The organism is Chamaesiphon sp., from assembly GCF_041737865.1.
Taxonomy (GTDB): domain Bacteria; phylum Cyanobacteriota; class Cyanobacteriia; order Cyanobacteriales; family Chamaesiphonaceae; genus Chamaesiphon.
Genome location: NZ_JBGSQZ010000291.1, coordinates 1 through 18,680, shown reverse-complemented (window position 1 = coordinate 18,680; position 18,680 = coordinate 1). Strand labels below are relative to the sequence as shown.

General features: G+C 44.8%; 22 protein-coding genes and 1 pseudogene. 8 read left to right on the top strand and 15 right to left on the bottom strand.

The annotated features are described in order from the left end of the window. Positions 1–138 precede the first annotated feature (138 nt). Positions 139–408 (top strand): YciI family protein, encoded by a 270-nt coding sequence (locus ACEW9J_RS22520; protein WP_373547314.1) that lies wholly within the window; start codon positions 139–141, stop codon positions 406–408. Positions 409–554: 146 nt separating this feature from the next. On the opposite strand, the gene ACEW9J_RS22515 is transcribed toward ACEW9J_RS22520, so the two are convergent. The 14 genes from ACEW9J_RS22515 to mgtE all read right to left on the bottom strand — a co-directional run bounded on the left by ACEW9J_RS22515 (position 555) and on the right by mgtE (position 12,678). Then, on the bottom strand, positions 555–2,795 hold the full coding sequence (locus tag ACEW9J_RS22515; RefSeq protein WP_373547313.1) for a PAS domain S-box protein: 2,241 nt from the start codon (positions 2,793–2,795) through the stop codon (positions 555–557). Between the two features lie 701 nt (positions 2,796–3,496). After that, the gene (locus ACEW9J_RS22510; RefSeq protein ID WP_373547312.1) at positions 3,497–4,450 is read right to left on the bottom strand and encodes a glycosyltransferase family 2 protein; all 954 of its coding nucleotides are present in this window, start codon (positions 4,448–4,450) and stop codon (positions 3,497–3,499) included. Between the two features lie 30 nt (positions 4,451–4,480). Then, positions 4,481–4,873: a RidA family protein gene (locus ACEW9J_RS22505; RefSeq protein WP_373547311.1), complete on the bottom strand. Its 393-nt coding sequence runs from the start codon at positions 4,871–4,873 to the stop codon at positions 4,481–4,483. A 63-nt stretch (positions 4,874–4,936) separates the two neighbouring features. After that, positions 4,937–6,442 (bottom strand): DEAD/DEAH box helicase, encoded by a 1,506-nt coding sequence (locus tag ACEW9J_RS22500; RefSeq protein WP_373547310.1) that lies wholly within the window; start codon positions 6,440–6,442, stop codon positions 4,937–4,939. Positions 6,443–6,594: 152 nt separating this feature from the next. Beyond that, on the bottom strand, positions 6,595–6,933 hold the full coding sequence (locus ACEW9J_RS22495) for a hypothetical protein (protein WP_373547309.1): 339 nt from the start codon (positions 6,931–6,933) through the stop codon (positions 6,595–6,597). Between the two features lie 66 nt (positions 6,934–6,999). After that, positions 7,000–7,278 (bottom strand): hypothetical protein, encoded by a 279-nt coding sequence (locus tag ACEW9J_RS22490; RefSeq protein WP_373547308.1) that lies wholly within the window; start codon positions 7,276–7,278, stop codon positions 7,000–7,002. Between the two features lie 69 nt (positions 7,279–7,347). Further along, positions 7,348–7,968, bottom strand: coding sequence for a hypothetical protein (locus ACEW9J_RS22485; protein ID WP_373547307.1), 621 nt, complete (start codon positions 7,966–7,968; stop codon positions 7,348–7,350). Positions 7,969–7,983: 15 nt separating this feature from the next. Continuing rightward, the gene (gene arfB / locus ACEW9J_RS22480) at positions 7,984–8,394 is read right to left on the bottom strand and encodes an alternative ribosome rescue aminoacyl-tRNA hydrolase ArfB (protein WP_373547306.1); all 411 of its coding nucleotides are present in this window, start codon (positions 8,392–8,394) and stop codon (positions 7,984–7,986) included. Positions 8,395–8,421: 27 nt separating this feature from the next. Beyond that, on the bottom strand, positions 8,422–8,991 hold the full coding sequence (locus tag ACEW9J_RS22475; RefSeq protein WP_373547305.1) for a PIN domain-containing protein: 570 nt from the start codon (positions 8,989–8,991) through the stop codon (positions 8,422–8,424). A gap of 8 nt (positions 8,992–8,999) precedes the next feature. Beyond that, on the bottom strand, positions 9,000–9,464 hold the full coding sequence (locus tag ACEW9J_RS22470; protein ID WP_373547304.1) for an excisionase family DNA-binding protein: 465 nt from the start codon (positions 9,462–9,464) through the stop codon (positions 9,000–9,002). A 95-nt stretch (positions 9,465–9,559) separates the two neighbouring features. Further along, positions 9,560–10,561: an aspartate carbamoyltransferase catalytic subunit gene (locus tag ACEW9J_RS22465; RefSeq protein WP_373547303.1), complete on the bottom strand. Its 1,002-nt coding sequence runs from the start codon at positions 10,559–10,561 to the stop codon at positions 9,560–9,562. Between the two features lie 71 nt (positions 10,562–10,632). Beyond that, a complete protein-coding gene (locus ACEW9J_RS22460; RefSeq protein WP_373547302.1) occupies positions 10,633–11,019 on the bottom strand; it encodes a type II toxin-antitoxin system VapC family toxin in 387 nt (128 codons plus the stop codon). Next, positions 11,020–11,241 carry a DUF2281 domain-containing protein gene (locus ACEW9J_RS22455; protein WP_373547301.1) on the bottom strand — a complete coding sequence of 74 codons (222 nt, stop codon included), beginning with the start codon at positions 11,239–11,241 and terminating at the stop codon, positions 11,020–11,022. 87 nt (positions 11,242–11,328) lie between these two features. After that, on the bottom strand, positions 11,329–12,678 hold the full coding sequence (gene mgtE, locus ACEW9J_RS22450; protein WP_373547300.1) for a magnesium transporter: 1,350 nt from the start codon (positions 12,676–12,678) through the stop codon (positions 11,329–11,331). Positions 12,679–13,000: 322 nt separating this feature from the next. On the opposite strand from mgtE, the gene ACEW9J_RS22445 reads away from it, so the two are divergent. Further along, positions 13,001–14,518, top strand: coding sequence for a helicase C-terminal domain-containing protein (locus ACEW9J_RS22445; RefSeq protein WP_373547299.1), 1,518 nt, complete (start codon positions 13,001–13,003; stop codon positions 14,516–14,518). 45 nt (positions 14,519–14,563) lie between these two features. Here ACEW9J_RS22445 and ACEW9J_RS22440 read toward each other — a convergent pair whose 3' ends face one another. Beyond that, positions 14,564–14,920 (bottom strand): winged helix-turn-helix transcriptional regulator, encoded by a 357-nt coding sequence (locus ACEW9J_RS22440; RefSeq protein WP_373547298.1) that lies wholly within the window; start codon positions 14,918–14,920, stop codon positions 14,564–14,566. A 106-nt stretch (positions 14,921–15,026) separates the two neighbouring features. Here ACEW9J_RS22440 and ACEW9J_RS22435 point away from each other — a divergent pair, with 106 nt between their 5' ends. From ACEW9J_RS22435 to ACEW9J_RS22410, 6 genes and pseudogenes are all read left to right on the top strand, one after another. Beyond that, a complete protein-coding gene (locus ACEW9J_RS22435; protein ID WP_373547297.1) occupies positions 15,027–15,461 on the top strand; it encodes an acyl-CoA thioesterase in 435 nt (144 codons plus the stop codon). A gap of 156 nt (positions 15,462–15,617) precedes the next feature. Next, positions 15,618–15,884 (top strand): type II toxin-antitoxin system Phd/YefM family antitoxin, encoded by a 267-nt coding sequence (locus ACEW9J_RS22430; protein WP_373547296.1) that lies wholly within the window; start codon positions 15,618–15,620, stop codon positions 15,882–15,884. Next, a complete protein-coding gene (locus tag ACEW9J_RS22425) occupies positions 15,871–16,152 on the top strand; it encodes a type II toxin-antitoxin system RelE/ParE family toxin (RefSeq protein WP_373547295.1) in 282 nt (93 codons plus the stop codon). The genes ACEW9J_RS22430 and ACEW9J_RS22425 overlap by 14 nt, the downstream gene beginning before the upstream one ends. 34 nt (positions 16,153–16,186) lie before the next feature. After that, a complete protein-coding gene (locus tag ACEW9J_RS22420; protein ID WP_373547294.1) occupies positions 16,187–16,999 on the top strand; it encodes a hypothetical protein in 813 nt (270 codons plus the stop codon). A 4-nt stretch (positions 17,000–17,003) separates the two neighbouring features. Beyond that, positions 17,004–17,498, top strand: a complete 495-nt coding sequence (locus tag ACEW9J_RS22415; RefSeq protein ID WP_373547293.1) for a DUF427 domain-containing protein — start codon at positions 17,004–17,006, stop codon at positions 17,496–17,498. A 246-nt stretch (positions 17,499–17,744) separates the two neighbouring features. Next, positions 17,745–17,975: pseudogene (locus ACEW9J_RS22410) on the top strand (ISKra4 family transposase); the annotation flags it as partial. Between the last annotated feature and the right edge of the window lie 705 nt (positions 17,976–18,680).

Sequence of the window (18,680 nt, the reverse complement as noted above, 5' to 3'; positions counted from 1 at the left end):
CAATTATCAATTATCAATTATCAATTATCAATTATCAATTATCAATTATCAATTATCAATTATCAATTATCAATTATCAATTATCAATTATCAATTATCAATTATCAATTATCAATTATCAATTATCAATTATCAAACATGTGGTTTGTCAAAATTGAAACTGGAATAGTTCCCAAGCCGGAATTCGATCGATATATCCCCGCACACAAAGCCTATGTCCAAGATTTGATCGATCGAGGGCATCAAGCCAAAACTGGATACTGGGGAGAATATGGCGGCGGAATGATGTTATTTCAAGCTGATTCTCTCGCTGAAGCCGAGCAAATCGTCGCAGCCGATCCGCTAATCCAAAACCATTGTGTTTCCTACAAACTGCACGAATGGCGAATCACTTTAGGCGATGATTAATTGATAATTGATAATTGGGTTGGTAACGCTTGGGGGATCTAAACGCCGCCGCCGCCAACAATCTACCTAATAGGTGGAGGACTTCAACCCCGAAGCCATAGCTTCTGTTCTTTGGTAAATAGGATGCGATCGATATTCCGGCTACGCTAACGCTGGAGCCAGGTAAAGTAAAATGTCGTACCCTTGCCAAGTTCGGACTCTAGCCAAATCGTACCACCTTCAGCTTCGACAATTTTTTTGACAATAGCCAACCCGATCCCCGTACTGTCCGATCGATTTTGCGGATTCACGGCTTGGAAGATCTTAAACATCCGATCGTGATGCTCTGGAGCAATCCCTGGGCCATCATCAGACACCGCGAATTCATAGCAGTCACCCCGATCCTCGACCGCCTTGGTGGCGCGCTTCGCGATCGAAATCTGGATCGAGCCATCTACTCGATCGTGATGTTTGATGCCATTACCGATGAGATTGGCGAATACCTGAAACAAGGGTAGTCGCCGAGTCGATAACGTCGGCAGTTCGGGCGGTAGAGAGATCGTAAATGTCGGCGGTGGGGCGATCGAATCGATGACTTCAGCCAGCAGTGTGGCAATTGAGACTGACTCGACTACGCCCGCATCAGCGATGCCGAGGCGGGCATAGTCGAGCAAGCCATCGATCGTGGCTTGCATCTTGTATACTCGGCTGCGTAACAGTGCCATTTGCTGTTGATTGGCGACACTGAGCGATCCTTCCAAGTCTTCTTCGATCCATTTGGAGAGATTGGCAATACCTCGGAGGGGTGCTTTGAGATCGTGAGAGACAACGTAGACAAAGCTATCTAGCTCTTGATTGCGCTGTTCTAAATCGGCTTGAGCCTGTTTGCGATCGGTGATGTCGTGGGCTTCTGCCACAATCGATTCAACTTGTCCGACCTCATCAAACATCGGTTTGAGCGAAAAGTCGGTAATCGTTACCCCGCCACTGGGATTGGGAAATTCTACTTCGTAGCGGACAAATTCACCGCTGGCGGCAGTGGCGATCGCGTCCCTGAGTTGCTGCTGAAGTTGCTCTGTATGCCACCAGGGAGCGTCCCAGAAGCTTTTACCAACGATTTCGGACTCTGTAGCCGCGATCGAATCTAAGGCTGCTTGATTGACCTCTAGCAACACCCCATCGACACTGACTAATCCCATTAACTGGAAAGTCTGGTTGAAAATGGCACTAAACTTCCGTCCGCTCTGAAGTAATGCGGCTTCTTGGCGTTTGCGATTGGTGATATCACGCCCGTTGGCGTACGATAAGTTGTGCTCGACATCCGGCATCGCACTCCATAACAGCCAGCGATAAGAGCCATCTTTGCAGCGATAGCGATTCTCAAAGCTAATTACCATTTCACCCGTATTCAACCCTGTGGCAGCAGCCAGTGTGCTCTCCAGATCGTCGGGATGTACGAAGTCTAGATAGGGCTGTGCCATAAGTTCGGCGGCAGTGAAGCCCAAAGTCTGCTCCCAAGCTGGATTTAAGCGCACAAAATAACCATCAAAATTAGCAATTACCAGTAGATTGAGCGACAGATCGAAGAATCGATCGCGCTCTCGTTCGGCTTGAATCCGTTCTGCTTCATTCCGCTTGCGTTCGTTAATATCCCTAAAATAAATCCCTAAGCCGATCTCCGACGGATAAGCATGAATCTCGAACCAAGTGCTAGTTGGCTCATACAATACCTCAAAATGCACTGTTACTCGATCGGTCACAGCGCGGCGATATTCCTGCTCGACGATATTCCCGACCGACCACGGAAAAGCCTCCCAATGGGTTTTACCTAGAAATTCTTCAGGTGCAAGACCGACTAGTTGCCGCACTAGTTCAGTTGCCGTTGGATTGGTATAGACGATCCGCCATTCGCGATCGAGCGTGATATACGCATCGGTCATGCTTTCCCAAATCGTCGTAATCTGCTGATTCTTGGCTTGCAGCCGCTCTTGAGACTGCTGCAATTGCAGCCGGAGGCGAGTATTTTCAATTGCACTTCGGATCGTCGATTGCAATAGTTGCGGTGTCAGGTCGCACTTGACTAAATAATCTTCTGCTCCCAGCTTCATGGCTCTGACCGCAATTCTTTCGTCGCCCATGCCCGTCAACATCACCACAGGTGGACTACTGCCATTACTTTGAGTCTCTAGTGCTGCTAGAAACGCCAGCCCATCCCCATCCGGCAGCGCATAATCGAGTAGGATCGCATCAATTATGCTCGATCGACACAATGCCAGCCCCGCCGCGACAGATTCCGCTTCCAATAGGTGATAAACACAGCAGGAGTCTATGCTCAGAGTCTGTCGACATAGCTCTCTCTGTATTGCAAAGTCTTCAACAATAAGTAATGTGAAGGTGGGAATGTGCATTTTTTACTCACAATAGATGGAACTATTGGTACGATCGATTAGTCCAATATAATTGGACTAATCGATCGTATCAGATCTAGATTGCGATCTCAATCTCAAAAATGTTGCAAACGATCGCCACAGAGAAAGTTTATCTAGACTAACGTGAGTGTCTCCTAGCAGAGGCTACGCCAACGGGTTAAGGATATTTGCTCCGTTCGTCGCCACCATCGATTTCAATCTCTAGGCTCTGTATCAGCAGAGCATAGCATTTACATCGATCGAGCATCTGCTGCGGCTTATTTCTACTATCGATCGGTTCCCCCTTTTTTAAGCTACCGCGTACCGACAAGTCGGCTAGATTTCGCTTTCGATGTTGCTCTACCCCCCCAATCCCCCCTTATAAAGCTACCGTATATACACAAGTCGGCTGGACTTCGTTTCTAGATCTAAATCCCCCAAACCCCCTTAAAAAGGGGGCTAAGATCCGGATCTTAGTCCCCCTTTTTAAGGGGGATTTTTAGGGTTTTCGCTTTTATCCAGACTTGTGTATATACGGTAGCCTTATAAAGGGGGTTTATTACTCCCTCCCCTTTATAAGGGGAGGGCTGGAGTGGGGTAAAGATCCACGCAACAACTCAAATAGACTTGTCGGTACGCGGTAGCTTTTTAAGGGTGGTTAGGGGGATATTCTAGGAGCAGTAAATAGGACAATTGACTTTTCAGATACCCTCTGAGCTATCGACTAATTTACGTCCTACTTCTGAAAGCGTATACAAAGGTCTATTTTTGACTTCCTCATAGATGCGCCCGATATATTCACCCAAAATTCCAATACTAATTAATTGCACCGCACCTAAAAAGAAAATAGCGATCGCGATCGTGGCGAAGCCAGTCAGCGTAGAATGAGGGATAAAAATCCGCCAGTAAAGAACTAACAATGCCATGAATATCGCGACAACTGCTGAGAATAAACCTAAATAAGTAGACAATCGCAACGGAATACTTGAGAAAGAAACTAACCCATTAATTGCTAGCGCAAAGCTTTTTGCAAAAGTATATTTTACTTCTCCAGCAAATCGTGAATCGCGCTCGAATTTGAAAGCAATTTGATTGAAACCCACCCACGAACGCAAACCTCGCAGGTAACGATTGCGTTCGGGCATTTGATTGAGTAAGTCCACCACCTGTCGATCCATCAAGCAAAAATCGCCTGTATCCGTGGGAATATCCACATTGGCGAGTTGTTTAAGGATGCGGTAGAAAGCATAGGCACAGAGACGTTTAAACCAGCCTTCCCGCACTCTTTTGGTGCGTTGAGCATAGACGACATGATATCCTTGTTTCCACAATGCCAACAGATCGGGAATTAATTCTGGTGGATCTTGTAGATCTGCATCCAAGACGATAATTGCTTTACCTCGGACGTAATTTAAGCCAGCAGTGACGGCGATTTGATGACCGAAATTACGTGCCAAGCTGAGATATACTACTCGATCGTCTCGATCGTGTAATTCTCGCAATAATTCTAAAGTACGATCTTGGCTACCATCATTAATCAAAATCAATTCTGAGGTATCATCCAATCGATCCATCACCGCGCTTACCCGCTGATACAGTGCGGGAATCGTACTTTCTTCATTATAAATTGGAATGACTAGAGAATATTTAGGCATTTACCCTGTACAGCGATCGCTAACAATAGATTATCCGATCGCGGCAATACAATCAATCTCGACTAATACATCCTTTGGTAAACGAGCGACTTCTACACAAGCCCGCGCCGGAGCAGTTGATTCATCAAAGTACCGCGAGTAAACTTCATTCACCGTCGCAAAATCATTCATATCTTTGAGGAAGACACCCGTTTTGACAATATCTTCAAAAGTTGCGCCAGCTTCTGTTAAAATCGCCGCTAGATTTGCCATCACCTGCTCGGTTTGCTTGGCAACATCTCCATCATGAACTAGTTGATTGGTTGCTGGATCGATCGCGATTTGTCCCGATATAAATAACATCCTACCAGTTGCGACGATCGCTTGATTGTATGGCCCTACTGGTGCGGGTGCGAGATCGGTTTTGATTATTTGTTTGCTCATGGTGGATGGTGGATGGTGAATGGTGAATGGTGGATGGTGGAAGATCTTTGGTAAAGATAATTGTTAATACTTTAACTTCCCGTCGGGATCTAAATGTGATGGATCGGGATCTGCTTCTGCGGCTTTGCGCGATCGATCGACAGATTGTCCATATCTAATTGGTAACTGAATTACTTTCGCTACCTCTGGTTTATTATTTTCTGCCATCTCCCCGCGCCGTCTGGCGGAAACGCGCTCTTCACTGGTACCTTCACTAATTACCTCATATAATACTGCTTGCTTATCAGCTTTTCCCTTGCGTAAAATTCGTCCCAATCTTTGGATATATTCCCGTGGGGAAGCAGTACCAGATAAAATCACCGCAATACTCGCCGCAGGTACATCGACACCTTCATTTAATACTTGAGATGCAACCAATACATTATAAGTACCTTCACGGAAGTGTGTCAAAATTTGATGGCGTTCTTTGACTGGGGTATGGTGGGTAATCGCGGGAATTAATAAGCTTTGAGCGATGCGGTAAACAGTAGCATTATCACTGGTAAAAATTAAGGTGGCTTCGGGATAGTGTCGCTCTAGGATCTCTGCTAAAATTCGCAACTTACCATTAGTTGATAGTGTGATTTCCTTGGCTTCGCGATGAGCTAACATCGCCCGTCTACCTTCAGTCGATCGACAGCTTGCTCTAATAAACTTTTGCCAGCCATCAATACTCCCAAAGGAGATCTTCTGACTACGCAAGAAAATATCGCGTTCTTCAATTAGTTTATGATAACGACTGAGTTCTTCATCACTTAATTTAACTTTGATCTGCTCGACTCGATAGGGAGCTAGAGCCGAACCCGCTAGATCTGCGGCTGTTTGACGATAGACTTCCTTCCCGATTAATGTGTCTAGATCTTGATGCCTACCGTCGCTACGTTCGGGTGTAGCACTCAATCCCAGTCGATAAGGTGCGATCGAGTATTCAGCAACTACCCGATAAAAATCCGTCGGTAAATGATGGCACTCATCACAGATCAATAAACCATATAAATCACCCAACGATTCGATTTGAATCGCCGCACTATCATAAGTAGAAATTAAAATCGGCGATCGATCGCGAGAACCACCACCGAGCAAACCAATTTCTGTCCCTGGAAAAGCCGTCAATAACTGGGCATACCACTGGTGCATCAAATCGATCGTCGGTACCAGAATCAACGTGCTGCGGGGGGTAGCAGCCATCGCAAGCTGGGCGACTAGAGTTTTACCTGCTCCAGTCGGCAACACGACTACACCTTGCCTTCCAGCTTGTTTCCAAGCTAGTAGAGCCGCTGCTTGATGGGGATAGGGTTCGAGGCTGAGTTGGGAGTTCAATTCGAGCGATCCAAAAGCTTTCGCCTTATCGATGAAATCGGTATTCTCTTGCTGGAGCACCTCGATGATTTCGCGATAATTAATCCCTGGAATCCGAAACTTCTCAACGCGATCGTCCCACGTCGCATACTCCATCCAGCCCCTACCCTTTGGTGGTGGATGCAAAAGTAATGTTCCGCGATCGTAAGTGAGGATTGGCACTCTCGCCATAATTTAGTCAAAGTGATGCACATCTTATCCTAGCGCAACCTTTGCCTATCTCACATCTTGTATAAAAACAAAAATACTAGTATTTAGAGGGTAGAGGGTAGAGGGTAGGGGTTAAGCTCATGTAGATCGCTGTAGAACCTAATACCTAACACCTAACTCGCATAAGTCATTTTTGCAGCAACTTCAGTCAACCACTCATTTTGCCCGACGGCAAGTGCAATTGCCATCCCAGCCGAAGCAGTGGCAGGGAAACCTTTTTCGGTAAACTTGTAGTTGATATGGTTGGCGATCGACCACACAAACACCGAAATCCCAAATACCAGAAATAACGTAATTACAAACGTCAGTGCCAAAATCTGGCTATCTCCCTGACTGGCATCTGCAACCCAGATCTTTGTCCAATGCGATGCAATTGTCCAGATAAATACTCGACTCACACACGCAATATATCCCCCAATAAAATAAGATATCATTCCAGGTATATATTCCATGTGTCGTAGATAGTTTGTGAATAGTAATTAGTTGCTTACTAGTTACTATTCCCTACTTCCAAGCTACTATCTCCATCGATCGCGTTCTAGATCGTAGATCGCTTTCTCCCAATGCCAGTCGGCAGATTTATCTGGATATCTGCGGCGAGATTGTAAAATCAGGCGATTGGCTGTATTTCGATCGCCACCTAGTAGTTTTAATAATTTACGTTCTAGCTGAGGGTGTTGTGGTTGAATCTTGCGGTTGGCATTAATTCGTTTAGCTCTGGGAAGTTGATGGCGTTGAAGCCATGCGAAAAACAATAGACAACACCCTAAAGAAATCGCGATCGCAGCACCAGTCATACAAATTTAAAGTTTAAAGCTGAAGATTAAATACTAATGCTTTTGATAATACAACTGAAGATTTAGTTCTTACTCCGTGAAATTACTGAAGTTTTTAGTAGCGATCGTTAGCCATTGGGGGTATCCACTAGAAATCATCGGTGTAGATGTCAAGCATGGATAGCTGTAAAGCAGCGATCGCACCAATGGCAAAAACTGTCGATCGATACTTATATTATCACCTAAATATTCACAGGCGATCGTCCACCAAGGTTGTCGCAGGTGTAATTGAGTTATTTCGATGGCTGCGGCATTTTTTTGGGGTGTGGTAATCGATGTTAGTTCGATCGGCTCCTCAAACTTTACTTGATAAAATCGTTGGTAACGAACTTTATCAACTTGAATCCAACCTTGTTTCCCAACTTCTGGCGGGCGTGCTGGATCGTTACAAATCCACTTTGTCCACTGCTCTACCTGAGTAGAGCCAAATTTATCGAGATCGAACGTCCCTAATTGCTGCTGACGATGTTTGACTTCTAGATTACCTTGACGGATTTTCAAACCGATCTCAGGAGAATTAGATTGAAGATAAAAATCAGCGCGAGAATCGGGTGCTGCTAGTGGCTCACCCAATGTATTAAACCATTTCAAGATCTCATCTGGTAGAATCCCTATGTAAAACCACCGCGCTTCAATTGTTTGAATATCCATTTATTTACCATTTATCTAGTCCACGATCTTTCGTAATGCCTTCATCTGCGATCGCCGTTTCTTTTCCTCCAATCTTCGCCGATTTTGTCCTTGGCTGGGCGTTCTCAGCTTCCGAGGTAGTACGACTACTGCGACGCTCAAAATTAACGATCGCAACCTGTCAAAAGCTTCCGCCCGATTGCGCTCTTGGCTGCGGTGTTCCTGAGATTTGATCACAACTACACCTTCAGTAGTAATCCGTCGATCTCGCAATTGGATCAGCCGCTCCTTGTATCGATCGGGTAATGACGATGCGACAATATCGAATCGCAAATGAATTGCAGTGGCTACTTTATTGACATTTTGACCGCCCGCACCTTGCGATCGAATGGCACTAATATCGATTTCACTAATTGGAATACTAATGTTTTTAGAAATCTCGAACATGATTTAGTTTAAATATTCTGATGAGCACTAACAATAGCCGAACTGACGCAGCATATTAGTTGAGATTGACAATCCTTGTTTAAGTAATATTTCTAGATATTCTTCAGCCGATTTTGGTGGATTCTTCAATCGCTGACAACAAGCTTTAGCACTAGCCAATACAGCAGAAGAGTTAGCCTCGATGAGATCGCTAATAAATCGATCTGGATGCTGTGCTTCAACTTCATACTTTTCCAAAATTGAGGCAGGAAAATCTTTTAGGTTAAAGGTAATGATATAGTTCGCTTTAGCGACAATTGCTGCGGCTAGAACGTGTCGATCGTCAGTATCTGGTAACTCCAAACTAGGGATGATATATTCATACTCAAACACCAGAGCATCCTCAACAGCAGCATTCATCATTGCTCTCGTGCGATTTAGTTGCGCCACAGTTAGATCGGGACGATTTTTGAGCACATTTCGCGTCCATTCATCATGAATTTTATCTGTCCAACGTGCCTGAAACAATCCTGTCAGAGCCAGTTGCATCAACAAGTCTCGTAAAGGTGCGGGATATAAGATACAGGCATCATAAATCACCGTAAAATTAGATTCCATTAGGTGTTCTAATATCCCATTTCTAATTCCTGAGCCTGTGTTACGAGTTCGTCAAGAGCTGCTGACTGTCGCCGATCGCTTTGCTGCTTGTATGCTACCAGATCGGTGTACAGAACTCGCCGATGTTTACCCACCTGCCGATCGGAAATATCGCCATTTTCTAGCAACTTGATGAGATAAGGATGAGAGACATTGAGTAAATTTGCAGCTTCTTGAGTAGTAAGTTCCGCATGGATGGGGTTGAGTGTAATGGCATCCCCAGCGGCGATATGAGTCAGGATATCAACTAGTAGATGAAGAGCGGTTGCGGGAATGACTACTTCTTGTTCGCTACCATCTGCGGCTGTCACTCTAAATGTTTGAGTAGTTTTCCCAGGGCTGAGATAAGTTGACAAGGTGCGGCTACTTTCCGCTGATAGCTTTATCTCAGCCTCCGTCGGGATACTGGGGTCATAATTTGCGATCGATGCCATAATTTTGATATTTACCCATCACATGACGGTACATATCTTAAATATACAAAACAAACGAAGTAATCGCAAGAGAGTCAATATTCGACGATCGAGATTCACTTATTATCCTTAGTATTACCCATCAAATAAAGTAATGCCATCCGAATCGCGACACCATTGTTTACCTGTTCGGAAATCAAACTCAAATCTGGATCGTCCATCAGATCTGAGGTGATTTCTACACCGCGATTTGTCGGCCCAGGATGGAGAATTTTGACATCTGAATGGCATAATTTCAAGCGTTCTCGCGTAATTCCATAATGTTGATGGTACTCGCGCAAGCTAGGTAATAAATGGTCGGTCATCCGCTCTTGTTGTAGCCGCAATGTCATCACAAAATCAGCAGCTTGTAAAGCAGGTTCGAGTTGCCAATGGATGAATAAATTGGATTTGTCGATGCCTGTGCGTGGCTCTTGGCAATAGTCGGCAAATTCAGCGGGGAGTAGTGTTGGTGGGGCGACTAGATGGACTTGAGCACCGCTGGCTGTGAGACTCCAGATATTCGATCGAGCTACCCGTGAATGTAAAATATCCCCAACGATCGCGATTTTCTTGTCTTTGAGTAATGATAAACGCGGATCGATCGGATCGATCGTCGCACAAATTGTCAGTAAGTCTAATAATGCCTGAGAAGGATGTTCGTGCTGTCCGTCGCCAGCATTCAAGATCCCAACTTTCATCCCCATTGTATCTAGTGCCGTGGCGATCGCGTGGGGAACTCCGGCTTGTTTATGACGAATTACCATTAAATCGGCACCCATCGCCAGATAGGTTTTGGCAGTATCGAGAATAGTTTCGCCTTTGGTGAGTGAAGATGTCGCCGCTGCAAAATTGAGCGTATCAGCGGAAAGTCTTTTGGCGGCTAATTCAAAGCTACTACGGGTACGCGTGGAGGATTCAAAAAATAGATTGGCAACTACGCGCCCTTGGAGTGTCGGTACTTTCTTGACAGGGCGAGACAATACTTCTTTAAAGCTAGTGGCTGTCTGAAGGACTGTATCATACTCCGCTGGGGTAAAGTCTGCTAGGGATAAAACATGTCTGCGCGTCCAAGTCATGAGAGTAGGGTCTTAATTTGTACGTTGTCTTTAGGCGCAAAAGGTAATTCAAGCTCGGGAACGCAGAACTACTACCAGAGGATTTGGACTGGATAATTACAAAACAATCGATCTCTAGATACTACTGTCAAACCTTCTGCTTGCGCTTGAGAAATAAGCAATCTGTCGAAAGGATCTCTGTGGTGCAATGGTAAATCCCTCAGCACTGATAAATGATTGAGATGAATCGGTAGAATCTCCATGCCACTAGGTACAACGTAATCATTGATTACTCGATCGAGTGCAATGTCTAAATCGAGCTTGCCCAAACCCATTTTAATGGTTATTTCCCAAAGACTGGCAATACTAAGATATAAGCTATTGTCATCAGCTTCAATTGCCTGTTTTGCAGCGTCGATCAGATTTTCACTTCTTTCTACCAGCCAAATTAAGACATGTGGATCTAGCAGTAATCTCATTTACATATACTCGGCAAAATCACTCAAAGGATCGTCAAAATCTGCTGCCATCCTAACTTTTCCCCGCAGACAACCAAACAAATCTTGACGACTTAATTTATTTGTTGGCGATGGATCTGGTTGTTGCTGCAATCTGGCAATGACGCTAGCAACAACTTCTAATTGTTCTGCTGGATCTAGTCGAGTGATATCTGCCAAAATTTGTTCTAGTAAGGTACTCATAAGTAAACCTCAATTCTATCGGTATTATACGATATCACCAAATCCGATTACCTCCGGTACGCTTGGCGAACGCCCTACCTCGATCGTCTACAGGTGCAAAACATTACTACCGATCGTAATTAAAGACAGAAAGAGAATAAACCCGATCGTATCTAATAATGTCGTCACTAACGGCCCACTAATTAGAGCTGGATCTAGATTGAGTAGTTTGAATCCCATCGGTAGCAACGTCCCCAGTGTCACGGCAATCACCGAATTCGTTGCCATTACAATACCTGCTACTACTGCCACCCAGCGTTCGCTGGGCGGTGTCCAAATCAGTGCCAGCAGGATCATGGTCAAACCGAGTCCGATCGCTGTTCCTAGCCCTGCTAATACCTCTTTGCCGAGAATTTCGAGTGTATCGCCAGGGGTGACTTCACCGACACCGAGGGAACGGATCGTAACGGTTAAAGCTTGGGTACCAACTGCGCCACCAGTATTGGAAAATAGTGGCATGATCACGGCGAGTACTGGCACTTTAGCGATCGTGTCTTGGAAGGGGGCGATCGAACTAGATGCACCGATATATAATGCCATAATTCCTAGCAACCACGGCAGCCGATTTTGCAATTTAGTCCAAGGGGGGGATAGGGAAGAATCTTCACCACTACCCACCCCAGCAAGTTTTTGGATATCTTCGGTGGCTTCTTCTTCCAAGATATCGATGACATCATCGATCGTGATGATACCAACCAATCGATCCTCGCGATCGACTACAGGCACGGCGATCAAGTCATACCGCTGCATTTGCCTAGCGACATCTTCTTGGGATGTTTCGGTATATGCTTTGATTACTCGATCGCTCGCGATATCCTTAATTAAGGCATCCGGCAACGTAAATACCAATTGCCGCAACGATACTACCTGCATCAGCTTGCGGCTATCGTCAGTGATATAGGCGTAGTAGACTGTCTCTTTATCGCGATCGCTTTGTTTGATTTTTGTCAAAGCTTCGCCGACTGTCAAACCCTGACGCAGCCGCACGTATTCGGTCGTCATCACCCGTCCAGCAGTATCTTCAGGATAGCCGATAATCGTCGCGGTCGCCGCACGTTCTTCGGGACTGAGTTGGGTTAATAATCTTTTTACTACCCCTGCTGGTAACTCGTCAAATAATGCCACGCGATCGTCGGGACGCATGGCTTCGATAATCTGGGAAACTTGAGTAGCGTGGAGTGCCTCGATCAACTCTTCTTGAATCTCGGTGGGGAGATATTCAAATACATCGATGGCACAACCCTTTGACAATAACCGAAAAGCGATCGCGCGACGCTCTCTAGGCAATTCACTAATATAATCACCAACATCTACCGCTGGTAAATGATTTAGTTCCAACTTGAGTTGATTCAAGTCGGTGATTTCAGACAATTCGATCGAACCTTCTCGATTTAGCATAAAACCTCCTAGCCTCCTCCTTCCTGGGAGACTAGCTCGTCAGATTCTAGAGAAGATGGTTACTTTATTAAAGCAGATGGACTGTAGTCCACAATGTACATAGAAATTACTACCGATATTTTAATAAAAATTTAAGCTCGGTATCCCTATCGTAGCTCTGGATGCGTCAAAATCGCAATGTTCAGTTTGTAGTAACAAAAAATTCGCGAAAGGAGCCAAAGCTAGGGATTATTGGCGAAGTATTGAATAAACAGTTTAAGATCGATAAATAATCTCCGATCGGATCGCGATTTTCTCCAGGATCGGTACACCATTATCATTCATGTCTCAACCGATCGAAGTCACCACTCATATTATCTTCCGCGATCTGTTGCGAAATCAACCAGCGATTGTTGATTGGAATCATCATTTGACGATGGCTCGATTAGTCGCCCGCGCCTTCCGCACATCCAAATCGTTACTGATTCAGACGGGGATCGCTACTCATCGATTGGAGGGCAAGTATCGGCTCAGTTATCTGATTCCCGCGCTGCTCTGGCATGAATCTGTCACTATCGCCATTCCTCAAGCTTTTCAAGCTCGATTAATTGAGACAGAATTACCTCAACTCCAGCAATGGTTGGGCACATCTAAGCCAGTCTATTGTGGAGACTCTCCACCGCCTGGATTTAACGGCTTGTGGATAACAGATCCTCAATCTTGGTTGAGTCTACAATTAGATCCTAACGTCTCAGTAGTAACTAATCCGATCGCGATCGATGGTGCGGATGAATTGAACAATTGGGCACAAGAATTACTAACTTTCAGGCTGAATCCGCAAGATTGGGATAGTCTCCGGCTGAGTCAGCCAGCAAATGTTTGGGATAAAATTATCGACATCAAAATTAGCTTGATGGCGGCGTTATGGAAACGTCCGATCGATCCGTATAATTGCTATCTATTAGATGAGAGCGATCGATTAATTATCGATTCATTGAGCAAACTACTTAGTTCCGAACTACCAGCTAATTGGCAGCGTTTTTATCTAGATTTATCTAAAAAAGATCGATTACTCTTAGCCGAAATAAATCGAACTCGTGGTACATTTACGCTAGCGATCGCTCCAACAGATTTAGTTGCCGAACTTACCCCCATTTGGGAGCGTCAGCCATCGATATTAATTACCAGTTCGGTAGACTTAAACACCAAAGCGATCGGTTATCGTCAAGAACTAGGGCTAGGTGAAATGACTTCAGTTAAATTTCCACTCAATCGACAAACCGATCTATTCAAACTATACATCCCGCGCTGGATGCCGATGCCCAATACTAGCAAATTTCAGCCAGTATTAGTTAGCGAAATCAAACATTTATTAAACCTGATTAACGATCGTCCCAAATTTGTCGTAATTTTAATCCAGGATACCCCGCTCAAAGCTCAACTAGCGGCTATTCTCGCCGCCGAATGGGGCACTAGAGTCCAAGTCGATCGAGCCGACCTTACCGAGGCAAATATCCTCGTCTGTGGGTGGGAATTTTGGCAACAACATCAAGACGATCTGCCGACACCAGAATTGATGATTATTGCTACCTTACCGATCCCTTCACTCGAAGATCCTTTAGTTGCGGCTAAAGTAAGCTTTTACAAACAACAGAAACAGGACTGGTTTCGGCTATATTTATTACCAACTGGTTTGAGAATTTTGCATCGCGCGATCGCCCCGATTCGATCGTCTCATGGTGTTGTCGCAATTTTTGATAATCGGATCGATCGCCGGATCTATGGCAAACAAGTATTAGCCGCACTCAATCCCAACATTCGGATTAATTATCTAGATTTAAGTTGGCTTGATTCTGCATAGTAGATGCTCCGCTTGGCAAAATATCAAACCCAATCGATGCGCTTTTCAACCACGCTCGCTCGTTGGTAATAATGGTAATCTCGTGCCATCCAAATGCTTTAAACCCCAAGCCGCCATCACTTTTAATACCGGACGCAGACTTTTACCCTCTTCAGTCAATTGATAATTCATCCGGCGAGAATGGTTGCTGTAGGGCTGTTTTTCGACTAAACCCAACTCCTCTAGCAACTTGAGCCGATTGGCGAGGATATTCGTGGAGATTCCCTCTGGCGAATCCAAAAACTCTTCAAATCGCTGCTTGTCAAAAAACATCATGTCGCGAATTATGAGTAGCGTCCAGCGATCGCCGATGAGGTCTAAAGTACAGGAAACAGGGCAAGGGGAACGTCTGGGTGGTGTCATTTTATCAAAATTGACTGGAGTGGCGAGCGAAATTTAAGGTACTTAATTGCATTTTACAAGTTATTTCTGGTAAGGTTAATTTTAACTTGCAATCTAAAACTTACTTATGAGCCAAATCGAGCAGCTTAAACCATTAGAGGTAGAATTATACCTACCTGTGAGAACTTATGATATTGACTTTGCGGGGATTGTCAACAATATTGTGTATGTCCGCTGGCTCGAAGATCTGCGGCTAGAAATGCTGAGTCGGTTTTTGCCACTAGAAGAACTACTTCAAAATGGAATCGCACCGCTGATATTACAAACCAAAATTGATTATAAACAAGCACTTCAAATGACCGATCGACCGATCGGCAAAATGTGGGTAGAATCCTTAGCATCATTACGTTGGATTGTGAGTGCGGAAATTGCGATCGCAGGTAAAATATCTGCCATCGCCCAGCAAACAGGCATCTTCATCAACCTAGAAACTAAAAAGCCGATCCGTATTCCAGCACAGTTGCAGCAGCAGTATGATGAGTCAGTATCTCGATCTATTTGAGGGTGAGCAAGAGATCCGATCTCAGATGTTTAGGCTGCTTTGATTTGAGTACGTCTTCCCAATACCACACAGACAATTACTGCTGCGGCAAAACCTACTGTTTCGATTGTTAATAGACAATTGCGCTAAAATGTACATATAGATAAAGTCTCCCATATGCACACCTACACCCTATCAGAGGCACGCAACCGCCACGGTGAAATCTTCGATCGAGCAGCCACAGAGCCAGTACTACTTACAAAACAATCTCGTCCCAGCCACGTTCTACTGTCAGCCACAGCTTACACAAAATTGATTGATAAGCTGACTGAATTGGAAGACGCTGTTTGGGGTCAAAAAGCCACAGAAGTATCTAAAGCAGAGATGGTGGGAACCGAAGTATTTACCAATGCGCTGACGAAAATAGCTAATGGCGAAGCTTGATGGTTTGGGTACCATGCTGGAATTTTTGCGTGGGTTGGCTCCAAAAATCTCTAACCAAATTGCCAAAAAGGTTCTGGCTCTAAATATCGATCCCCGTCCCGCTGACAGCGAACATCTCAAAGGGTATCCAGATTTTTACCGAGTAGACAGTGGCGAGTATCGGATTATCTACCGTTTTATCCCTGAAGAAGATCTAGTCGAAATCCTTCTCGTTGGTAAACGTAATGACGATGAGGTATACGAACAATTCAAACGGTTGATGGGATAAATATTGATAGTTATCTCGATTTATTTGCAAAATCATGACATCATTCAGCTTAAATATCGAAGTCACATTCATTGATGATACTACTGATGAGTCGCTGGGTGTGACTCAAATTCCAGCCAACGATCTGCCAGATTTATTTGAACGAGACACAATCATCAACCTCAGCGGCGCAGACTGGAACGTGCTCAATGCGCGACCAAAAACTCGCGCCCAATATACAAAATCCAAGCACCTGATCTTATGGATTAGTCGTGTCGATCGAGTCAATCCTGACGATATTCTCTACAGTTTGCCATCGATCTGTGCGGTAGTTCCAGAAGTAAATAATCGATCGCTTTCAGGTAGTGAATTAACGATCGCTGAAGATGATTGGCGGCAATTTGAATTAGTTTCTCATCAGCTAGCTGATAAAGTTGATAAAGAGATCGCCAAAATTCAACTAATTCATGAAACCGCTACTGCTGGCGATGGCTGGCGATCGATTCATCTTCGGAAAAAACCAGCAATCCCGATCGTCAGTAATATTGCTTTAACCCATCTCGCAAATATTCTGAAAGTGTCTGCCAAATCTACAGGCATTACTTATCATGGTTCACAGTCACAAATTGCCAATGGTTACTCATTTCAATTGAATGATGACTTTTCGGTATACGGAGTGGCTCCAGATAGCAAAGTCCAGGTAATTGCGATCGGTCAAGATTCAAATATATCCGCCAATGACAAATCGATCGAACGGCTCCAGCAACTCGCTCGTGAATTAAACCTCGATTTGGTACACTGGTGTCGTTGTGTTAGGGTCAATCCAGACGATCCATTATTCGCATCCCTACTCGCCGATCTTGACTAACTTTATGCCTCCTCAACGTATTCCACCGCAATCAGGGCAAGAATCAGTCTGGGACTATCCACGCCCCCCACGCCTAGAAAAAGTCGATAAACGAATTCAGATCGTCTTCAATGGCGAAACTATCGCCGATACCACTGCGGGTTATCGCGTCCTCGAAACCAGTCACCCGCCCGTTTATTATTTGCCACCCGCAGATATTCAGATGCAGTACTTGCAAGCGACTACGCGCGGCTCTTTTTGTGAATGGAAAGGAAATGCTCTCTACTACCACGTCATCGTCAAGGATAAACGCCGCGAAAATGCAGCGTGGGCTTATCCCACACCGACTGAAAACTTTCGATCGATCGCCAATTACTTAGCCTTCTACGCCCAATTCATGGACGCTTGCTATGTAGACGGCGAACTCGTGACACCGCAGCCAGGCGAGTTCTACGGTGGTTGGGTGACTAAAAATATTGTCGGCCCATTTAAGGGTACCCCTGGTAGCTGGGGCTGGTAAGTCACCACTAGACTATCTCGATCTAATTAGATGTGTATCTAATTAGATCGAGATAGTCTAGCGATCGTTCCTTGGGGCATAAATGATAAGTCTTTATATGTACCATGCCAATTAATATATTCTAAATCTACAAACCAAGCTGGAACATCCTGAGCTTCCGCTAATGTTCTAGCGATCGATCGAAAGCGGACTTCATTAACAGCAGTGAAGATAACCCATTACTTCTTTTGGATGGTAAAACTCGACCAAGCTAAAAATTTCTGTGCTTATTTAGAAAAACATCGTCACCGAATTGTTAATTATTACTATTTACAAGCTAAACAAGTTTGGGCGATCGGTTCTGGCTCAGTTGAGTCTACGATTAAACAGATCGATCGACGATCTCAAATCTCTGGGGCACAGTGGAAATCTGAAAATATTCCTCAAGTTCTAGCTTATCGCTGTGCCTACCTCAACGGATTAATTTGCGATCGCTAAATAAAAAGTGGGATGCTCCCATTGCCAGAGCCAAGAGCTATCACCGTATAGCTATTTCGATCGACTCTACTACTTTCAGATATAGAACCCATTTGAGATCTTCTATTGAGAAGCTAATCGGTATACGAAGAGAACTTGGGGGTGGCGATTTTCCTAGTGTGGGCAGAACCCGGATCTGGGGGTACCGACCCCCAGACCCCCCGTTGAGAGCAGGGCTGATCTATTGGAAAAAGAATAATGCTAAAACCCAATTGTTTCGTTTAACTTCCATCTACATTCGATCGAGACTTAACGACAGAAAAGGGTTAGAGCGGTTTTTCTCTGGTGGATGGATCAGCCCTGCCCGTTGAGAGGCGGAACGCCGCCCCTCAAACTCCCCCGCGTATGGATGGCGTGTGTGAAGCTTGGAGCGGCATTCACTCTACTCTAGATTGTAGTTGTAAGTTGCTTGACTAGAATTTAGTCTCGGCATAAATCTCACCAATATCTGTCCATCGATTTCTCCTGAGAAGATCTCAAATGGGTTCTATAGATCGGCTACTACATAAGGAGGCAAAATTAGTGGATCGACTACACTAGTTAGATAAGCGACGTTTTCGGGGGAAGCTACCCCCGAAAACGTCGCGTAAGAATACCAAGTTTTCTTTGAGCGAATCTCGATTAATCGAAGAGTGATATATGGTGCCTTCTCTGTCCCAGAACCCA